The organism is Castellaniella sp. GW247-6E4 (genome assembly GCF_040276065.1).
Taxonomy (GTDB): domain Bacteria; phylum Pseudomonadota; class Gammaproteobacteria; order Burkholderiales; family Burkholderiaceae_B; genus Castellaniella.
Genome location: NZ_JBELOI010000002.1, coordinates 408,304 through 426,392, shown reverse-complemented (window position 1 = coordinate 426,392; position 18,089 = coordinate 408,304). Strand labels below are relative to the sequence as shown.

The 18,089-nt window shown below is 66.0% G+C and carries 19 protein-coding genes; 9 read left to right on the top strand and 10 right to left on the bottom strand.

The features are described 5' to 3' along the window. The 5 genes from tolA to ABS761_RS05110 all read left to right on the top strand — a co-directional run. Nucleotides 1-729: cell envelope integrity protein TolA (gene tolA, locus ABS761_RS05130; protein WP_350407028.1), on the top strand; the 729-nt coding region annotated here is incomplete at its 5' end. 12 nt (nt 730-741) lie between these two features. Further along, complete coding sequence (gene tolB, locus ABS761_RS05125) at nt 742-2,049, top strand: Tol-Pal system beta propeller repeat protein TolB (protein WP_350407027.1); 1,308 nt, start codon at nt 742-744, stop codon at nt 2,047-2,049. Nucleotides 2,050-2,085: 36 nt separating this feature from the next. After that, on the top strand, nt 2,086-2,580 hold the full coding sequence (pal, locus tag ABS761_RS05120) for a peptidoglycan-associated lipoprotein Pal (RefSeq protein WP_350407025.1): 495 nt from the start codon (nt 2,086-2,088) through the stop codon (nt 2,578-2,580). Nucleotides 2,581-2,771: 191 nt separating this feature from the next. Beyond that, the gene (ybgF, locus tag ABS761_RS05115; protein ID WP_350407024.1) at nt 2,772-3,449 is read left to right on the top strand and encodes a tol-pal system protein YbgF; all 678 of its coding nucleotides are present in this window, start codon (nt 2,772-2,774) and stop codon (nt 3,447-3,449) included. Next, nucleotides 3,449-4,261, top strand: a complete 813-nt coding sequence (locus ABS761_RS05110) for an alpha/beta fold hydrolase (protein WP_350407023.1) — start codon at nt 3,449-3,451, stop codon at nt 4,259-4,261. Before ybgF ends, ABS761_RS05110 begins: the two co-directional genes overlap by 1 nt. A 6-nt stretch (nt 4,262-4,267) precedes the next feature. On the opposite strand, the gene ABS761_RS05105 is transcribed toward ABS761_RS05110, so the two are convergent. The 10 genes from ABS761_RS05105 to ABS761_RS05060 all read right to left on the bottom strand — a co-directional run bounded on the left by ABS761_RS05105 (nt 4,268) and on the right by ABS761_RS05060 (nt 14,628). Further along, the gene (locus ABS761_RS05105) at nt 4,268-4,777 is read right to left on the bottom strand and encodes a copper chaperone PCu(A)C (RefSeq protein WP_350407022.1); all 510 of its coding nucleotides are present in this window, start codon (nt 4,775-4,777) and stop codon (nt 4,268-4,270) included. Nucleotides 4,778-4,944: 167 nt separating this feature from the next. After that, nucleotides 4,945-6,027, bottom strand: coding sequence for a BMP family ABC transporter substrate-binding protein (locus tag ABS761_RS05100; RefSeq protein WP_350407021.1), 1,083 nt, complete (start codon nt 6,025-6,027; stop codon nt 4,945-4,947). A 10-nt stretch (nt 6,028-6,037) separates the two neighbouring features. Then, the gene (locus ABS761_RS05095) at nt 6,038-6,955 is read right to left on the bottom strand and encodes an ABC transporter permease (RefSeq protein ID WP_350407020.1); all 918 of its coding nucleotides are present in this window, start codon (nt 6,953-6,955) and stop codon (nt 6,038-6,040) included. A 4-nt stretch (nt 6,956-6,959) separates the two neighbouring features. Then, nucleotides 6,960-8,045: an ABC transporter permease gene (locus ABS761_RS05090; protein WP_350407019.1), complete on the bottom strand. Its 1,086-nt coding sequence runs from the start codon at nt 8,043-8,045 to the stop codon at nt 6,960-6,962. Then, nucleotides 8,038-9,576, bottom strand: coding sequence for an ABC transporter ATP-binding protein (locus tag ABS761_RS05085; protein WP_350407018.1), 1,539 nt, complete (start codon nt 9,574-9,576; stop codon nt 8,038-8,040). Before ABS761_RS05085 ends, ABS761_RS05090 begins: the two co-directional genes overlap by 8 nt. A 237-nt stretch (nt 9,577-9,813) precedes the next feature. Continuing rightward, complete coding sequence (gene leuE, locus ABS761_RS05080; protein ID WP_350407017.1) at nt 9,814-10,452, bottom strand: leucine efflux protein LeuE; 639 nt, start codon at nt 10,450-10,452, stop codon at nt 9,814-9,816. A gap of 16 nt (nt 10,453-10,468) precedes the next feature. Continuing rightward, nucleotides 10,469-11,455 carry a diaminopimelate dehydrogenase gene (locus tag ABS761_RS05075; RefSeq protein ID WP_350407016.1) on the bottom strand — a complete coding sequence of 329 codons (987 nt, stop codon included), beginning with the start codon at nt 11,453-11,455 and terminating at the stop codon, nt 10,469-10,471. 98 nt (nt 11,456-11,553) lie between these two features. After that, nucleotides 11,554-13,137: an alkyl hydroperoxide reductase subunit F gene (gene ahpF / locus ABS761_RS05070; protein WP_350407015.1), complete on the bottom strand. Its 1,584-nt coding sequence runs from the start codon at nt 13,135-13,137 to the stop codon at nt 11,554-11,556. Nucleotides 13,138-13,265: 128 nt separating this feature from the next. Beyond that, nucleotides 13,266-13,829, bottom strand: coding sequence for an alkyl hydroperoxide reductase subunit C (gene ahpC / locus ABS761_RS05065; RefSeq protein WP_350407014.1), 564 nt, complete (start codon nt 13,827-13,829; stop codon nt 13,266-13,268). Nucleotides 13,830-13,962: 133 nt separating this feature from the next. Beyond that, nucleotides 13,963-14,628, bottom strand: coding sequence for a TetR family transcriptional regulator (locus tag ABS761_RS05060; RefSeq protein ID WP_350407013.1), 666 nt, complete (start codon nt 14,626-14,628; stop codon nt 13,963-13,965). A gap of 121 nt (nt 14,629-14,749) precedes the next feature. Here ABS761_RS05060 and ABS761_RS05055 point away from each other — a divergent pair, with 121 nt between their 5' ends. From ABS761_RS05055 to ABS761_RS05040, 4 genes are all read left to right on the top strand, one after another. Beyond that, nucleotides 14,750-15,622, top strand: coding sequence for an SMP-30/gluconolactonase/LRE family protein (locus tag ABS761_RS05055; protein ID WP_350407012.1), 873 nt, complete (start codon nt 14,750-14,752; stop codon nt 15,620-15,622). Between the two features lie 24 nt (nt 15,623-15,646). Further along, complete coding sequence (locus ABS761_RS05050) at nt 15,647-16,801, top strand: ABC transporter substrate-binding protein (protein WP_350407010.1); 1,155 nt, start codon at nt 15,647-15,649, stop codon at nt 16,799-16,801. A 35-nt stretch (nt 16,802-16,836) separates the two neighbouring features. Next, nucleotides 16,837-17,559 carry an N-acetylmuramoyl-L-alanine amidase family protein gene (locus ABS761_RS05045; RefSeq protein ID WP_350407009.1) on the top strand — a complete coding sequence of 241 codons (723 nt, stop codon included), beginning with the start codon at nt 16,837-16,839 and terminating at the stop codon, nt 17,557-17,559. 233 nt (nt 17,560-17,792) lie between these two features. Further along, a complete protein-coding gene (locus ABS761_RS05040) occupies nt 17,793-18,080 on the top strand; it encodes a co-chaperone GroES (protein WP_350407007.1) in 288 nt (95 codons plus the stop codon). The last annotated feature ends 9 nt before the right edge of the window (nt 18,081-18,089 follow it).

Sequence of the window (18,089 nt, the reverse complement as noted above, 5' to 3'; positions counted from 1 at the left end):
GCCGCCGAGAAAGCCGCTGCTGAAAAGGCAGCCGCTGACAAGGCTGCGGCCGAGAAGGCCGCCAAGGAAGCCGCCGCCGAGAAGGCCGCCGCCGAGAAGGCCGCCGCCGAGAAGGCCGCCGAGAAGGCCGCCGCCGAGAAGGCCGCCGCCGAGAAAGCCGCCGCCGAGAAAGCCGCTGCCGAGAAGGCCGCCGCCGAGAAAGCCGCCGCCGAGAAAGCCGCTGCTGAAAAGGCAGCCGCTGACAAGGCTGCGGCCGAGAAGGCCGCCAAGGAAGCCGCCGCGAAGAAGGCGGCTGCTGAAAAGGCGGCCGCTGACAAGGTCGCGAAGGAAAAGGCCGCCAAGGAGGCAGCCGCCAAACGCGAGGCCCTGCGCGAGGCGATGCGCGGTTCGGCGCTGGAGGCGGCCGGCATCCCCAGCGGCACCTCAGACCATAATCAGCGAGGCGGCGGCGGAGGCAGCGACGGCTATGCCGCCGCGGTGCGCCGCTGCATCCAGCCAGGGGTCATCTACAACGTGCCTCCGCGCGAAGGCTCAACCAACCCGACAGTGCTGTACCGCACCTATCTGGACGGCAAAGGTGCGGTCCTCAAGGTGGACCTCAAGCGCTCGTCAGGCAACCCGCGTTTTGACACCGCCGTACGCCAGGGCATCCTCGCATGCGCCTTTCCAAAACCTCCGAGCGGTAAGTATCCGTCGTATATTGACGTTGATTACCGCATGTACGACTAGGAGATCGCACACATGACCTCATCCCTCGCCTCGAGCCTCGTGGCGCGCCTCTGGCGGCGCACCGCGGTTGCGGGCCTGTCCTTCCTGTTCGTCGCGGCCTTGAACACGCCGGCGGCTCATGCGCAACTGCGCGTCGACATCTCGGGTGTCGGCGCCACACAGTATCCGATCGCAATCGCCGATTTCGCGGGACCGAGCGGCACACAGGTGCCCGAGATCATCAGGGCCGACCTGACGCGATCGGGCCAGTTTCGCCTGATCAGCGCCGCCGGCGCGACGCTCGACTTCCAAAGCACGGTGGCCTACGCCGACTGGCAGTCCCGAGGAGCCGATTACATCGCCTTCGGCTCGATCGCCCAGAACGGCGGCCAATATACAGTCAGCTATCGCCTGGTGGACAACGCCCGCAAAACGGAGCTCGACCAGGTGGCCTTCAGCGGCACCGAGGCGGAGTTGCGCCGGATTTCGCATCGGATCGCCGACCGGATCTACGAAAAAATCACCGGAGTGCGCGGCGTGTTTTCCACGCGCATCGCGTACGTGTTGCAAACCGGCAACGGCTATGAGTTACAAATTGCTGACGCCGACGGCCAGAATCCCCAGGTCATGCTGCGCTCCCGGCAGTCGATCATCTCGCCCGCCTGGTCGCCCGACGGCAGCCGCCTGGCCTACGTCAGCTTCGAATCCGGCAAGCCGGTCATCTACATCCAGACCTTGAGCACGGGCCAGCGCACACCGGCGGCCAACTACAAGGGCAACAACAGCGCACCCGCCTGGTCGCCTGACGGCAGCCGCCTGGCCATTGTCCTGTCGCGGGACGGCATTTCGCAGATCTACACCATCAATGCCGACGGCTCGGACCTGCGTCGCGTCATGCGTTCGCCACTGATCGACACCGAGCCGCGCTTTACCCCCGATGGCGGCTCGCTGGTGTTCACCAGCGATAGGGGTGGCAACCCCCAGATATATAAAGTCCCCGCCGCCGGCGGCGACGCCCAGCGCCTGACATTTTCGGGCAGTTACAATATCTCACCCCGCGTCTCTCCGGACGGCAGCCAACTAGTGTACGTTACACGAAGAAACGGTGCCTTCAGGATCGCGACCATGGCCTTGAATTCCGGAGCCGAACAGCTCCTCACCGCCGGCCCGGATGACCAGTCTCCCAGCTACGCCCCCAACGGCATGCAGGTACTGTACAGCTCGATCCAGAACGGCCAGAGCGTATTGGCCGTGACCTCGGTCGACGGACGCGTCAAGCAGAGGCTGTCCTCCCTGAATGGCAAGGTTCGTGAGCCGACATGGGGCCCGTTTACTGATTAGCCGATTTTCGTGTGACTCTTTTTGAAAGGAAATTAAATGAGCTCGCGCATCACCAGGACCCTGACAATAGCCGCTTTCGCCGCCTCTCTGGCGGCTTGCAGCTCCGTACCGCTGGACCAGTCCGGCGCCGGAGGCGCAGGCTCGGATTCTGCGTCCACGGGACAAATCATGGATCCGTTCAATCCGCAAAGTCCCCTAGCGCAACAACGCTCGGTCTACTTTGAGTTCGACAGCTATGCCATCCCCGAGCAGTACCGCAGCGTGGTCGAGATGCACTCCAACTACCTGACCAGCCACCAGAGCCAAAAGGTGCGCGTCGAAGGCAATGCTGACGCCCGCGGCGGCACCGAATACAATCTGGCTCTCGGCCAACGCCGTTCGGACGCCGTGGCACGCATGATGACCCTGCTGGGCGTCAACGCCAACCAGATCGAAGCCATCAGCTTCGGCAAAGAGCGCCCCAAGGCGCTGGGCAACACCGAAGCCGACTACGCCGAGAACCGCCGCGCTGACATCACCTACCAGCGCTGATTCCGGCCTTGCCGCAGCAACGCCGTGGCGGTTCCCGCCGCGGCGTTTCATTTGCCGCCGGGCCGCCCCAAGGTAAAATGAGGCCCCCTTGAGGGGCAACACGCCGAAGGCACAGCGCGTGGGCTTGATTCGCCGCCAGGGGGCAGCAAGGCAAAAGCGCGGCATGGAGGTCTTTTTGGATGGAACTCGATATGCAAGCATTCATATTCCGCATGGGCACCACCCTCACCGCCGGCCTGATCGCCGTGCTGGCACTGGCCGCGGCGCCCGCGCATGCATTTTCCGACGACGAGGCCCGGCGCGCCATCCTCGACCTTCGGACACAGATCAAGCAGATCAACGAACAAAACCAGCAGGCCAGGCTGCAGTTGGCGGACCAGATCGACATGCTGCGCCACGAGGTGGCGTCCATGCGTGGCCAGATCGAGCAATTGACGCGCCGTCCGCCCTCTGGGGACCAACCCGAGAATGCGCCACAGGACCGCCAGGCCGCCGACCCTCAAGAACAGGCCGCCTACCAGGCGGCGGCCGACCAGTATCGTAGCGGCAAATACAAAGAGGCCGCGGGCGCCTTTGCGTCCTTCACACAAGCCTACCCCGACAGCGATCTGGCGGGCGACGCACGCTTCTACCTCGGCAGCAGCCAGTACGCGACGCGCGACTTCAAGGGATCGGTCAAGACCATGCAGGATCTGGTCAAGGACAAGCCGCAGGATCCACGGTCGCCGGACGCGCTCCTGGTCGCGGCCGCCAGCCAGATCGAGCTCAACGACATGGCCGGCGCCAAGGCCAGCCTGCAGCGCATCATCAAGGACTATCCCCAGGCCTCAGCGGCCGAAACCGCGAAAAGCCGCCTGAAGCTGCTGTAATGGCTGGCGCCCCCGAGCTCCCGCAGGCCACGCTCGAGCGGTCCCACCCGATTGCCTACACCGAGGCGGGCGCGGGAGACATCGTCCTGCTGATCCACGGATCGCTGTGCGACTACCGCTACTGGCGCTGGCAGATTCCGCAACTGAGCGCATCGTATCGCGTGGTGGCGGCGAGCCTGCGCGGATGCTGGCCGCGGGCCGGAACGCATCCCGACCCCGGCTATCGAATCGCCACGCATGTCGAGGACATGATCGCCCTGACGGACGCACTGGGGGACGGCCGACCGGTGCACGTGCTGGGCCATTCTCGCGGGGCGCAGATCGCCCTGGAATTCGCGCTGCGGGCGCCGGAACGCTGCAAAACCCTGACGCTTGCCGACCCGGGCTTCCGGTTCACTCACGAGGCACCCGTGGAGCCCTTTTACCTGCCTGCGGTCGACCTGCTGGCGCAGGGGGAGACCGATGCGGCGGCGGAGCAATTCATCGACACGGTCAACGGCGCCGGGACCTGGCGCAAGATGGTGGGTTGGTTCAAGCAGATGGTGCGCGACAACGCGGCGACCCTGCGCTCTCAGGTCCTCGAGGCGAACCGACCGGAGCACCTCGAGGATATCGGCCGCATCGAGTGCCCCGTCCTGCTGCTGGGCGGCGCCGACAGCCCGGCCCGCTATGCCGCGCGGCAGGACCAGTTACAGGCCGTCCTGCCGCGCGCGCGGCGGGAGGTGATCCGCCTGGCCGCGCACGGCATGAATCTCGCCAATCCACGCGCCTTCAATCGCGCATGCCTGGCGTTCCTCGGGGACGGTGCCTGAACGCCGTCAGTGGCTCATGGCCTTGGCGGGTTTGACCTCGCAGGTCGCGCTGAAGCCCTCGCCGTTGCCGAGGGCAAAATCCACGCGCACGTGGTCACCGACCTTGAGGCCCTCTCTGGGCTGCTCGAGCATGATGTGATAACTGCCGGGCTCGAGGGCGAGGTTCTGGCCCGCCGGGATCGAGACCTCATGGACCATGGACATCTTGCTCAGGCCGTTTTCCTCAGTGGTCTGGTGCAACATGACCATGCCGTAGTCCGGCGAGGACACGCCCTTGAGGACCGTCGGCTGATCGCCGCCGTTGTGCACGAGCAGGAATCCGCCCGACGGGGCGGGTGGGGGCAGCTGCCGGATCCAGCAATCCCGCGCGCTGACCGTCGACGAGGCCGGCAGGCCCGCCGCGGAACTCATCGCGGCATGCCCACCGCCGTGGCCATGGGCCCAGGCCGCCGGCCCGGCCCAAAAAAGCGCCGATGCGGCCGCGGCGCCGAGGATACGTGAAAATAAGGGTTTCATCCGATACTCACCAAAAACATGTTTTTCCATGCTTGGCCAGGCATGGTAACTGGCCCCTGCGAAGGCGCGCGACGGCCTTCGCCCCACCGGGGGCGGCATCGCCCCCGGTCGCCAGTGTACTATCCCCGCGGCGCCCCTTGTTTCACGCGACGCGTACCGGCAAGGGCTCAGCTCTTGCCGAGCTTGCCGACCACGCCCTCGACGTAATAGTCCATGGCGTTCAGACCCTTGTCGTCCAAGGCGCCTTCGGCCAGGCGCACCTTGCCCTCGTTGTCCTTGATCGGCGCGGCGAACGGATTCAGCGTGCCGGCGGCGATGGCGTCCTGCTGCTGCTTCAGGAATGCCTTGACCTCGTCGCTGACGTCCGGGCCAAAGCCCTCGAGAGCCACCATGCCTTCCTTGAAGCCACCCCAGACTTGATTGGACTTCCAGGTGCCGTCCAGCACCGACTGGACCTCTTGGGTGAAGTACGGCCCCCAATGGTGGGTGACGGCGCCCAATTGCGCCTTGGGTCCGAACTTGGACATGTCGGAGTGATAGGCGATCGCGTGCTTGCCGCGCTCTTCGGCAGCCTGCACCGTCGCGGTGGAGTCGGTGTGATGGGTCACGATGTCGGCCCCCTGGTCGAGCAGCGCCAGCGCCGCATCGCGCTCCTTGCCCGGATCGAACCAGCTGTTGACCATGATGACGCGCACCTGGGCATCGGGCTGGACGCTGCGCAAGCCGCGCGTGAAGGCGTTGATGCCTTGCAACACCTCGGGGATGGGATAGGCGCCGACATAGCCCACGACCTTGGTCTGGGTGACTTTGCCGGCCAGCATGCCGGCCACGTAGCGCGCCTCATAGAAACGGGCATTGGTGGTGGCGACGTTCGACGCGGTCTTATAGCCGGTCGAGTGCACGAACTTGACGTCGGGGAACTGCTTGGCGACTTTGATCGTCGGGTTCATGTACCCGAAGGACGTCGTGAAAATGAGCTGATTGCCCTGCTGGGCAAGGTCGCGGATGACCCGTTCGGCGTCCGCCCCCTCGGGGACGTCCTCGACGTATTGTGTCTTGACCTTGTCGCCTAGCGCGGCCTGCATCTCGCGTCGGCCGATGTCCTGCTGCCAGGTCCAGCCAGCCTCGCCGATGGGGCTGACATAGACGAAGCCGACCTTCAGCGGTTCGGCGGTGGCGGGGGCGGCCAGTGCGACGGCCGAGGCCGCCGTGAGAGCGTAGAGCGTCTTGCGGAGCATGGTTCCCTTCATGATCGTTCCTTCAGGAATTGGGGTTGAAATTCTTGCCCAGGGAGGCGGGCATGTTGATGCGGATCCAGTTGATATTCCTTGAGATGAGCACCAGTACCAGGATGGTCGCGAGATACGGCAGCATGGACAGCAGTTGCGAGGCGATCGGCACGCCCAGCGCCTGCATGTGAAAGGTCAGAATGGTGATGCCGCCAAACAGATAGGCGCCCACCAGGACGCGGGCCGGGCGCCAGGTCGCGAACGGCGTGAGCGCCAGCGCGATCCAGCCGCGGCCCGCCACCATGCCCTCGACCCACATGGGCGTATAGACCAGCGACATGAATGCACCCGCCAGGCCGCAGCACGCGCCGCCGAACAGCAGCGCCGCCAGGCGGATGCGGCGCACTTTGTAGCCCAGGGCATGGGCCGACTCGGGCGACTCACCCACCGCCCGGAGCACCAGCCCCGCACGCGTGCGATAGAGGAAGTAGCCCAGCGCGGCGCACAGGACGAGTGCGCCATACACCATCGGGTGGTGCTGGAACACGGCCGGGCCAAGGAACGGAATGTGCTCGAGGCCGGGGATGCCCCAGTTCGAGGCCTGGATCGTCGCGCCGACATACGGCATGCCGATGTAGGCCGAGGCGCCCACGCCGAACAGCGACAGGGCCAGGCCGCAGGCCACCTGATTGGCGCCCAGCCACACCGTCAGCCAGGCGAACACGCCGGCCAGCAGGGCACCGGCCACGGCACCGGCCAGAAAGCCCGTCGCCGGGCTGCCGGAATGCACCGTCACCGCGAACCCCAGCGCCGCCGCAACCAGCATCATGCCTTCGGAACCGAGGTTGATCACCCCGGCCTTTTCATTGACCAGCAGGCCCAGGGCCGCCAACATCAGAGGGGTCCCCGCGTTCATCGACGCGGCGATCAGGGGGGCTAGCGCATCCATGGTTCTAGTGGGTCCTCCCGACAGGCCTCAACCTCCAGCGGAATTGTTTGTAGATCAGGACATCGCACGCCAGCAGCGCAAACAGCAAAATGCCTTGAAAGATGCCCGTGATGGCGCTGGGCATGCCCAGGCGGGTCTGCGACAGCTCGCCGCCGATGTAGAACAGCGCCATCACAAAGCTGGAAAACACCACGCCCAGCGGATGCAGGCGTCCGACAAAGGCGACGATGATGGCGGCAAAACCATAGCCCGGCGACACCGAGGGGGTGAGCTGGCCGATGGGCCCCATGATCTCGCAAGCACCCGCCACCCCGGCGAGCGCGCCCGAACACAGCAGGCAGGCCCACAAGGCGCGGCGCGAAGAAAAACCCGCATAGCGCGCCGCCAGCGGCGCCAGCCCGCCGACGGTCAGGCGGAACCCGGCGAACATGCGCGACAACAGGAGCCAGGCCAGCAACGCCGCCGCCAACGCCAGCAGCACGCCCAGATGCAGCCGCGTGCCCGGCCAGGCCGGCAGCAGGAAGCCATCGTCGAACAGCCGCGACTGCGGAAAGCCGAACCCGTCCGGATCGCGCAGGACACCATGCACCAGATAGCTGAGCAGCAGCTCCGCCACGTACACCAGCATCAGGGACACCAGGATCTCGTTGGCGTTGTAGCGATCGCGCAGCCAGGCCACGATGGCCGCCCAGAACGCACCGCCCACGGCCCCCGCCAGCAAGGCGAGCGCGATCATGAACGCACCGCCGCCCTCGCCCGAGCCATCGTCGAAATACAGGATGACGGCACCCGCGACGATCGACCCCAGCACCAACTGGCCCTCGGCGCCGATATTGAAGATATTTGCGCGAAAACACAGCGCCAGTCCCACCGACACCAGCAAGAGCGGCGCGACCTTGACCCCGATCTCGGACCAGCCCCGCAGGCTGCTGATCGGTTCGATGAAAAACACCGCCAGGCCCTCGATGGGGGATTTGCCGACGGCGGCGAACATAAGCACCCCACAGGCCGCGGTCAGGATCACGGCCAGGATGGGAGACAGCCAGGACATCAGGCGCGAGGGTTGCGCGCGCGGGACCAGTTCAAGCATGGGCCGCCTCCGTCGCCTGCGCCTCGGCCTCGGCGCCGGGCCACAACCCGCTCATCCATTGGCCGATCCGCTCGCGCTGGGCCTCGCCAATCGGCACCGAGGGCGACACGCGCCCCTTGGCGATGACGATCAGGCGGTCGGAAATCTCGAAGAGTTCGTCGAGCTCCTCGGAAATCAGCAGGATCGCACAGCCTGCATCGCGTAGGGCGAGGAGCTCGCCGCGGATTTGCGCGGCCGCGCCCACATCCACCCCCCAGGTGGGCTGCGCGACCAACAACAGGCGCGGCTGCCGCACCACCTCGCGCCCGACGATGTACTTTTGCAGATTGCCGCCCGAGAGGCTGCCGGCCAACGCCTGGGGGCCCGGCGCCTTGACGCGGAATCGTTCGATAATGCCGACGGCCAGCGCGCGCACGGCGCCCTCGCGCACGAAGCCGCGCCGCACCGTGGCCTCGCCCTGGTGCGACAAGAGGATATTGCGCGCCAGCGACAGCTCGGGGACGGCGCCGCGTCCAAGGCGTTCCTCGGGCACGAAAGCCAGCCCGCGTCCACGGCGCCAGGCCGCCGAGCGGTGGCCAACCGGCTCGTCATCGATGCGGATGCTGTCGGCCCTGCCGCGCGTGTCTTCCCCCGAGAGCGCCGCCATGAGTTCTTGCTGGCCGTTGCCCGATACGCCCGCGACCCCGAGGATCTCGCCGCTGCACAGATCGAACGAGATGTCCCGCAGGGGCGTGGCGAAGGGATGGGCGCGCGGCAGATCCAGGCGCTGTACCCGCAGCACCGGCGCGCCGGCCTCACGCGGCGTGCGCGCGATCGCGGGCAGTTCCGTTCCGATCATCAGGCGCGACAGGCCGGCCTCGGTCTCGAGGCGCGGATCGCATTCGCCGGTCACGCGCCCGGCCCGCATGACCGTACAGGTGTGGCAGAGGCTGCGAATCTCGTCGAGCTTGTGGCTGATGTACAGGATGCTGCAACCCTCCTTGGCCAGTTGCCGCAGAATATCGAACAGCCGATGCACAGCCTGCGGGGTCAGCACCGACGTCGGCTCGTCGAGAATCAGCAGGCGGGGCTCGCCCAACAGCGCACGCACGATCTCGACGCGCTGGCGCTCGCCCACCGACAGGGTATGCACGTGGCGCGTGGGCTCGAGCTCGATCCCGTATTGCTCGACCGTATCCGCGATGCGCTGCTCGAGCGCGTGGATGTCGGTATCGCCCGGCAGCCCCAGCGCGATGTTCTCGGCCACGGTCAGGGTGTCGAACAAGGAGAAATGCTGGAACACCATGCCCAGGCCAAGGGCCCGCGCCTGCGCGGGGCTGTCGATCTGCACCGGCTGCCCATCCCAGAGGACGGTGCCCGAATCCGGGCGCACCACGCCGTAGATGATCTTCATCAGCGTGGACTTGCCGGCCCCATTTTCGCCCAGCACAGCGTGTATCTCGCCCGGCTGCACGGCCAAGCTGACCTGGTCGTTGGCCCGCACGGTGGGATAGGACTTGCTGATATTGTTTAAGGCGAGGCGGGGCGGCATGGCGTCATCCTGGTCGAATCATCCGTAAAGCACCTAAGATGCAAAAAATTCTACCCAGTAAGCGCAGCGACACCTAAAGGGATAAACCCTAAAGGCTTCGAATAAGGGAAATCCGCGCAAGGCCCGCCGGAACCTCGGCCAACGCGCGCGCGTGCCCGGTTTTCCGCGGCCAGGCATCATGGCGTGGGAATGCGCAATATTACCGTAGCGTGATGTGCCGTGCCCGCCACGACGGACTCAGGCCTCGAAAGCCAGGCGGCCGGCGAACCAGAGAAACACGCCGCCGGTCGCCGCGCTCCCCAGCCGCGCCACACCTGGCCGGCGCCGGAAGGCGGCCGCCAGGCGTGCGCCGCCGAAGATCAGCAGCGACAGGTACAGGACACTCAGGCATTGCAGAATCGCCGCCAGGATCAGGAAGGACAGCGCCGGATGCGCGTAAGAGGGGTCGACGAACTGCATGAAGAACGACAGCAGGAACAGGATCGCCTTGGGATTGAGCAGGCTCAGCAGCAAGGCCTTGCGAAACCGGCTGCCCGGCCCGACGGTGACCGGCCGCGCCTGATCGGGCGCGGCCGGCTTCCAGGCCGAAGCCACCAGCCGCAAGCCCAGATAGCACAGGTACAGCGCACCCATGATCTTGAGCGCCACGAACAACATCGGCAGTACACGCAGCACCGAGGCCGCGCCGGCCGCCGCCAGCGCCATCAGGATCGAATCGCCGACAAAGATGCCGAGGGCCGCCTGGTAGCCGACGCGCACGCCCTGGCTCGCGCCCGTCGCCAGCACGAACAGCGAATTGGGGCCCGGCAGGACGATGATGAACACCGTGCCCGCCACGTAAGTCCACAGATCCAGGACGCCATACTCGGACAGCACGGCCGTCGCCTCCAGGTCAGAGCAGATCCTGCCGCAACTGCGCCGGGTCGCGAGGCGACAACAGGCCGGGTGCCACATCGAAGGCCGTCCGGGCGCCGCTGGCGCCCTGCTGGCGCATCCTGTGCGCGGCGCGTGCGTAGGCGACCAGCACGCTGGAGGTGAAGGCCGGGTTACTGTCGAGCCGCAGTGAAAACTCGATGAGCTGGCGAGTACCGTCGCCGGTCTCGGCGCTGCGGATCACGAACCCGCCGTGCGGCATGGCGGCATGGTCCCGCGCCAGCGCCTCGGCGGTGATGAAATGCACGGTCGTGTCATAGTCGGCGAAATAGTCGGGCATGGTGACGATCGCCTGGCGCACGGCCTGCGCATCGGCGCCTTCAGCCAGGACGACGTGGCATTCACGCGTATGCTTTTCGCGTGTGGCGAGCGTCGGCCGCTCGCCCGCGCGCACCCGCCGCATCGCCTCGGGCGACGGGATGGTGTATTGAACCGCGGCGCGCACACCCGGGACCCGGCGCAAGGCATCCGAATGCCCTTGGCTCAGGCCCTTGCCCCAGAAGGTGTAGGTCGACCCCTGCGGCAGGACGGACTCGCCGATGAGGCGATTGATGGAAAACAGGCCCGGATCCCAGCCAATGGAAATCATGGCGACCGTGCCGGCCGCGCGCGCGGCCTGGTCCATGGCCGCGAAATACTCCGGAATGTGCGCATGCGTGTCGAAACTGTCGACCGTGGTGAACATCGAGGCCAGCTGCGGGCCTTGCTCGGGCAGGTCCTGACGCGAACCACCGCACAGCAGCATCACGTCGATGCGATCGCGCCAATGCCCGGCCTGGTCCAGGGCCACCACCGGCACGCCGACATCCCCGCAGACCACGCTCGCGGGATCGCGGCGCGTGAACACCGCCTCGAGGCGCATGTCCTGCGTGAGCGCGAGCGCCTGCTCGGCGCCGCGCCCCAGATTGCCGTAGCCGACGATCCCCACCCTGATCTTGCCGCTCATCGCATCCCCTGATCGATTCGAACGATTTCCAGGCCGATATTGTAGCGGCTCGATCGCCGGGTCGCGGCAGGCTGGGGCACCCGCGCCCCTGCCTGCGCTCAGGCCACGGCCTTGACGTCCTGCCCCTCGTCGGCGACCGAACTGCGGATCAGGTGATCGAAGGCGCCCAGCGCCGCCTTGGCCCCGTCGCCGGCGGCAATGATGATCTGCTTGTACGGCACCGTGGTGGCATCGCCGGCGGCGAATACGCCGCGCACCGAGGTCTGGCCGCGTGCATCGATGACGATCTCGCCGTGCGGGGTCAGGTCCACCGTGCCCTTGAGCCATTCGGTATTGGGCACCAGGCCGATCTGCACGAAGACCCCGTCGAGCTCGACGCGATGCTCGGCGCCGGTGCCGCGGTCCTTGTACGTCAGGCCGACCACGCGCTTGCCGTCACCGTGAATCTCGGTGGTCTGCGCCGACAGCAGGACGGTGACGTTGGGCAGGCTGCGCAGCTTGCGCTGCAACACCTCGTCGGCCCGCAACGCATCGCCAAACTCGATCAGGGTCACATGGGCCACCAGCCCCGCCAGATCGATCGCCGCCTCGACGCCGGAATTCCCGCCGCCGATGACCGCCACGTGCTTGCCCTTGAACAGCGGGCCGTCGCAATGCGGGCAATAGGCCACGCCGCGATTGCGGTATTCGCGCTCGCCGGGGACGTTGATCTCGCGCCAGCGCGCGCCGGTCGACAACACGACAGTCTTGGCCTTGAGGGTCGCGCCGCTGGCCAGTTCGACCTGGACCGACTTGCCGGGCACCAGCCGGGTGGCACGCTGCAGGTTCATGATGTCGACCTCGTAGGCCTTGACGTGCTGTTCGAGCGCCACGCTGAACTTGGGGCCTTCGGTCTCGAGCACCGAGAGGTAGTTCTCGATCGCCATCGTATCGAGGACCTGTCCTCCGAAGCGCTCGGCCACCACGCCGGTGCGGATGCCCTTGCGGGCCGCGTACACGGCCGCGGCGGCACCCGCCGGGCCACCGCCGACCACCAGCACGTCGAACTCTTCGCGTGCATTCAGGGCTTCGACCCTGGCCGCGTCGTCGCCGACATCCAGCTTGGCCAATAGCTCCTCGACTCCGGCGCGCCCCTGGTGAAACAGCTCGCCGTTCAGAAAGACGGCCGGCACGGACAGGATTTCGCGAGACTGGACCTCGTCCTGGAAAAAGGCGCCATCGATCGCCACGTGACGAATGTTCGGGTTGATCACCGACATCGCATTCAGCGCCTGGACGACGTCCGGGCAATTCTGGCAGGACAGGGAAAAATACGTTTCGAAAGTATGGACGCCCTGCAGGGCGCGAATTTGGTCGACGACCGCGTCGTCGAGCTTGGGCGGATGGCCGCCGACTTGCAGCAGCGCCAGCACCAGCGATGTAAATTCATGGCCCAGGGGGATCCCGGCGAAGGACACCGCAACATCAGTCCCCGTGCGGGCAATCGCGAACGCCGGCGTGCGGCCCGCGCCCGCATCACTCTCGACCAGCGTGATTTTGTCGGACAGGCTGGCAATGTCTTCGAGAAAGGCACGCAATTCCTGCGACTTGGCGCCCTCATCCAGCGAGGCGCGCAGCTCGATGGGGTGCGTCACCCGCTCGAGATAGGTCCCTAATTGGCCTTTGAGGCTTGCATCCAGCATTGTCATCACCTTTTACTTGGACAAACATCCCCCGGACCGTGCCGCCCGGCACCGCCTGGTTCTTTGAATCGGGGGTGGGGTGCCCGCCGCTTGCGCGCGGCGGGCCGTCGGGCCGGGCGGCCCTTGGATCAGATCTTGCCGACCAAGTCCAGCGAGGGGGTCAGGGTCTTGGCGCCTTCCTCCCACTTGGCCGGGCAGACTTCACCGGGGTGCGAGGCGATGTACTGGGCGGCCTTGACCTTGCGCAGCAGCTCGGAAGCATCCCGGCCGATGCCGTTGTCGTGGATCTCCAGGACCTTGATGTCGCCTTCGGGATTGATCACGAAGGTGCCGCGCAGCGCCACGCCCTCTTCCTCGATCAGCACGTCGAAGTTGCGGGACAGCACATGAGTCGGATCGCCGATCATCGGGTAGCTGACCTTTTTGATGGCTTCGGAGGTGTCATGCCAGGCCTTGTGGGCGAAATGGGTGTCGGTCGACACGCTGTAGACCTCGACACCCATTTTTTGGAATTCGGCGTAATGATCAGCCAGATCCTCGAGCTCGGTGGGGCAGACGAAGGTGAAGTCGGCGGGATAGAACACGAACACGGACCACTTGCCCGCGACGGTCGCATCACTGACCTCGACGAACTTGCCATTGTGATAGGCAGTGGCCTTGAAGGGCTTGATTTTGGTATTGATCAGAGACATCGCTACTCCTTGTTCAGTGATTGGCCGATTTGGCAACAGGGCTAGTGTAGGCGTCCCTGATCAATAAGTAAAATTGATTGTTTTTATTGATGCAATTGTCTATAACTATCGAATACCCGGGACTGGCGACCCCTCAGCGGCCGGAATCGGTCATGTAGCGCAAGATCATATCCTCGACATGCGCGCGCCGCGCACGCAGTTCCTCGAGGCTGCCCCAGTCGCGGCCAAACAGAATCGTGAACGTATGGCGATTCGACACATTATGAAAGCTCAGCGAGCTGATCGACATGTGGATGTTCAGCAGGTCCAGGCCCCGTCGGAACACACCCGCCTCGACGCCGCGTTCGTAGATGCCGCGGATGGTTTCGATCGCCGGAGAGCTGAGGCTGCCGATGCGCTTCGAGCCCGCCAGGTGCCGCCCATTGAGAATGTTTTCGTTCATGACCAGCCGGATATAGTCCGGATGATCGTTATGGTAGTCGAAGCGAAACCGGACCAACGTCCGCATGGCGGCCTCCGGCGTCAGCCCGTCCAGGCGCAGGCGCGCCTCCTCGATCCGGGCCTGGCCATAGGCCGATTCCAGGACCGCCAGATACAGGCCTTCCTTGTTGCCGAAATGGTAATAGATCATCCGCTTGCTGGTCTGGGTCAGCGCCGCGATATTGTCCACATGCGCCCCGGCAAATCCCTTCCCCGCGAACTCATGCGTTGCCGCCGACAGGATGTCCGCCCTGGTCTGTTCGGCGCCGCGAGCCAGCGATGCCGGCGGCCTGCCCTTGGCCGGTTTTCTGCTTGCCACACGCCCCTCCTCGATCCGCACCGCGACAGGATACACGCTTCGGCCTTGAAATGTACTTGCGAGTACATTATTATTGTCTCACAATCGAACGAGCGCATTCCATGCCCGAGGAAACGCCGCCATGCCCCTGTACCCTGTGATCCACGCCAATGACCTGCTCGGCGAAACGCCTCTCTGGTGCGATCGGACGCAGTCACTGTGGTGGCTCGACATCCTGAGGCCCGCGCTGCATCGGCTGGACCCGCGCTCGGGGAACCACACCCGCACGCCTTTCGATGCCAAGCACTTGGGCTCCCTGGCCCTGTGCGAATCCGGCAAGGTCTTGCTGGCGATGGATCTGGGCCTGCACCTGTACGATCCCGAGACCGCCGCCCTCGAGGAAATCGCCCGGGTACCCGCGCAAAACCGCGGGACGCGGCTGAACGATGGGCGCTGCGACGCGCATGGCAGGTTCTGGGTCGGCACCATGGATCTCGAGTACACGCAGCCCGTCGGATCCCTGTACCGCCTCGATCCCGACAGGACGGTCACGCACATGGCATCCGGCATCCGGCTGATCAACTCGATCGCCGTCTCCAAGGACCAGCGCACACTGTACTGTTCGGATACCCGGAGCCACGTCCTCTGGGCTTTCGAGCTCGACGCGCCAACCGGCACGCTCGGCACGCGGCGGACAGTCGCCGAATACTCCGGCCGCGAAGGGCGGCCGGACGGCGCATGCATCGATGCCGAGGGGTGCTTGTGGGTCGCCATGTACGCGGGCGGCCGCATCCTGCGATACGACCCGGACGGCCGCCTGGAGCGCACCCTCCACCTGCCCGTCACCCATCCGACCTGCATCTGTTTCGGCGGCCACGACCTGCGCACGCTCTACATCACGTCCGCCCGCCACCCATTGAGCCCGACACAGCTGCGGCAAGAACCCTTGGCTGGCAGCCTGCTGGCCATCGACTTGGACATCCAGGGCTTGCCAGAGGCCCGCTACGCCGCCTGACACATCACACAAGGAGAGCACATCATGACATTCACCGCCAAGGCCGGCCGCAGGCTCGCCGGCTTCCTCGCAACGGCCGCACTCCTGGGCGGCGCCCCCGCCCAGGCCGAGCCGGTCAAAATCTATACCATCGTCGAGCTCACGGGCCCGGGCGCCGCCTCCGGCGAGCCTTTCAAGGACGGGGTCAAGCTGGCGGTCGACGAGATCAACGCCTCGGGCGGAATCCTGGGCGACCAGATTGAGGCGCCGGTCCTGGATTCGCAATCCAACCCCTTGATCGCCAAGGCGATGGCCACCAAGGCGGTCGACGACGGCGCGTACGCGATCATGGGGCCGATCTTCTCCGGCTCGGTGCTGGTGAGCATGGAGGTCGCGCGCGAGGCGCACGTTCCGAATTTCGTCGGGGGCGAGGCCTCCAGCATCACCGAGCGCGGCAATCCCTACGTTTTCCGCACCTCGTTTTCCCAGGCCAAGGCCATGCCCAAGGCCGCCCACTACATGGCGAGCATCGCGCCGGGTAAATCGGTGGGGATCGTCTATGTCAACAACGATTTCGGCAAGGGCGGCCTGGATGTCATCGCCCCGACACTCAAAAAACTGGGCATGCCGATCGCGGTGGAAGTTCCGACGAGCCAGGGCCAGCTCGATTTCTCCAGCCCCGTCCTGCAGCTCACGCGCAGCAAGGCCGATCTGCTGTTCGCCTACCTGAATGTCGAGGAATCCGCGCGCCTGCTGGGCGAGCTGAAAAAGCAAGGCTGGGATAAGCCCATCATCGGCGAGACCACCATCATGCAGCAAAGCGTGATCGACCTGGCGGGCGGGGCCGCCGAGGGCGCGCGCGGCCACGTCGGACTGACCATCGATGCCCCCAATCCCCTGGTGCGGGATTTTGCGCAACGCTTCGAAAAAACCTACGGCTACAAAAGCAGCCATGACGGCCTGAAGGGCTACACCGGCATGTACATCCTGAAGGCGGCCACCGAGCGCGTGGGCCGGATCGACCCGGAGGCACTGGCGGCGATGATGAAGGGCTTGAGCCTTTCGGCCAAGGATCATCCCGGCATCCTGATGGACGTGCACTACGACGACAAGGGTGACCTGGCGCGCGAAAGCTATGTGGTCGAGGTCCAGGACGGCCGGCAAGTCGTCATCGAAACCCTGCCTGCGGTGTTCAAGTAAGCCGCGCCAGGCCGCGCCCCCGCAGGATCGGCCCCATGGCACCGCCCCGCCCTTTCCGCGAGCGCCTCGCGCGCTGCCTGCTCGCAGCCCTGCTCATCGCCGGCGGCCCGCCGGCCGCGTGGGCCGCGCACATTCTGGTGGATGCGGGCCACGCGCCGGCGCAGCCGGGTGCGCGCGCGGCCAGCGGCCGGACCGAATACCTGTACAACCGGGAGCTGACCGCCGCGCTCGCCCGCGCGCTGGCGGCGCTGGGAGAACGCGTGACGCGGATGGAGGGCGGCGCGGCCGGCATTCCCCTGGCGCGGCGAGCGGCGGACGCGCCAGACACCGACCTCTTCGTATCCATCCACCATGATTCGATACAGGCGCGGTATATCGACGCGGGGCGGCAACACGAGTTCGCCGGCTATTCGATCTTCGTCTCCCCGCGCAACCCGCGGTACGCGGACAGCCTGCGCTGCGCCCGCTCGATCGGCGACGCGCTGCTGGCCGCCGGGGAACGCCCCTCCAACTACCACGCCGAGCCGGTGGCCGGCGAGAACCGCCCCTTTGTCGATCACCGCCGGGGCATCCACCGCTACGACGACCTGGTGGTGCTACGGACCGCGGCCATGCCGGCCGTGCTGATCGAGGCGGGCGTGATCGCCAATCCGGATGAGGCGGCACGCCTCGCCAGGCCCGATACCATCAGAGCGCTGGCGCAGGCGATCGCGGGCGGCGCCCATGCCTGCCTGCGCTCGTCCGCGAGTCCACGGTGAAACCCCGGCCCAGACAAGGGCCAGCGCTGGGATCGCTGGGTCCATCAACACCAGCGCGGCTGTCGCGAACGGCAGTCAGCGCCGCCGGCGATCATTTGTAACAACCCCTGTCCCCCTCTTGAATATCCCGTGATCGTCCTTATAATTAGCACTCGATGGAGATGAGTGCTAACAAGCGCCTTGCACCGCACGGCATCTCCCGCGTTTCCTTAATTCTTTCTAGGAGTTCCTCCATGGCACTGCGTCCTTTGCACGATCGCGTGATCGTCAAGCGTCTGGACAACGAGCGCACCACCGCCTCGGGTATCGTCATCCCTGATAGCGCGGCTGAAAAGCCCGATCAGGGCGAAGTCCTGGCCGTCGGCCCCGGCAAGCGCACCGAGGACGGCAAGGTCCTGCCCGTTGACCTGAAGGTCGGCGACAAGGTGCTGTTCGGCAAGTATGCCGGCCAGTCCGTCAAGGTCGATGGCGAGGAAGTCCTCGTCATCCGCGAGGACGAGATCTTCGCCGTCATCCAGTAAGCCTCGCGC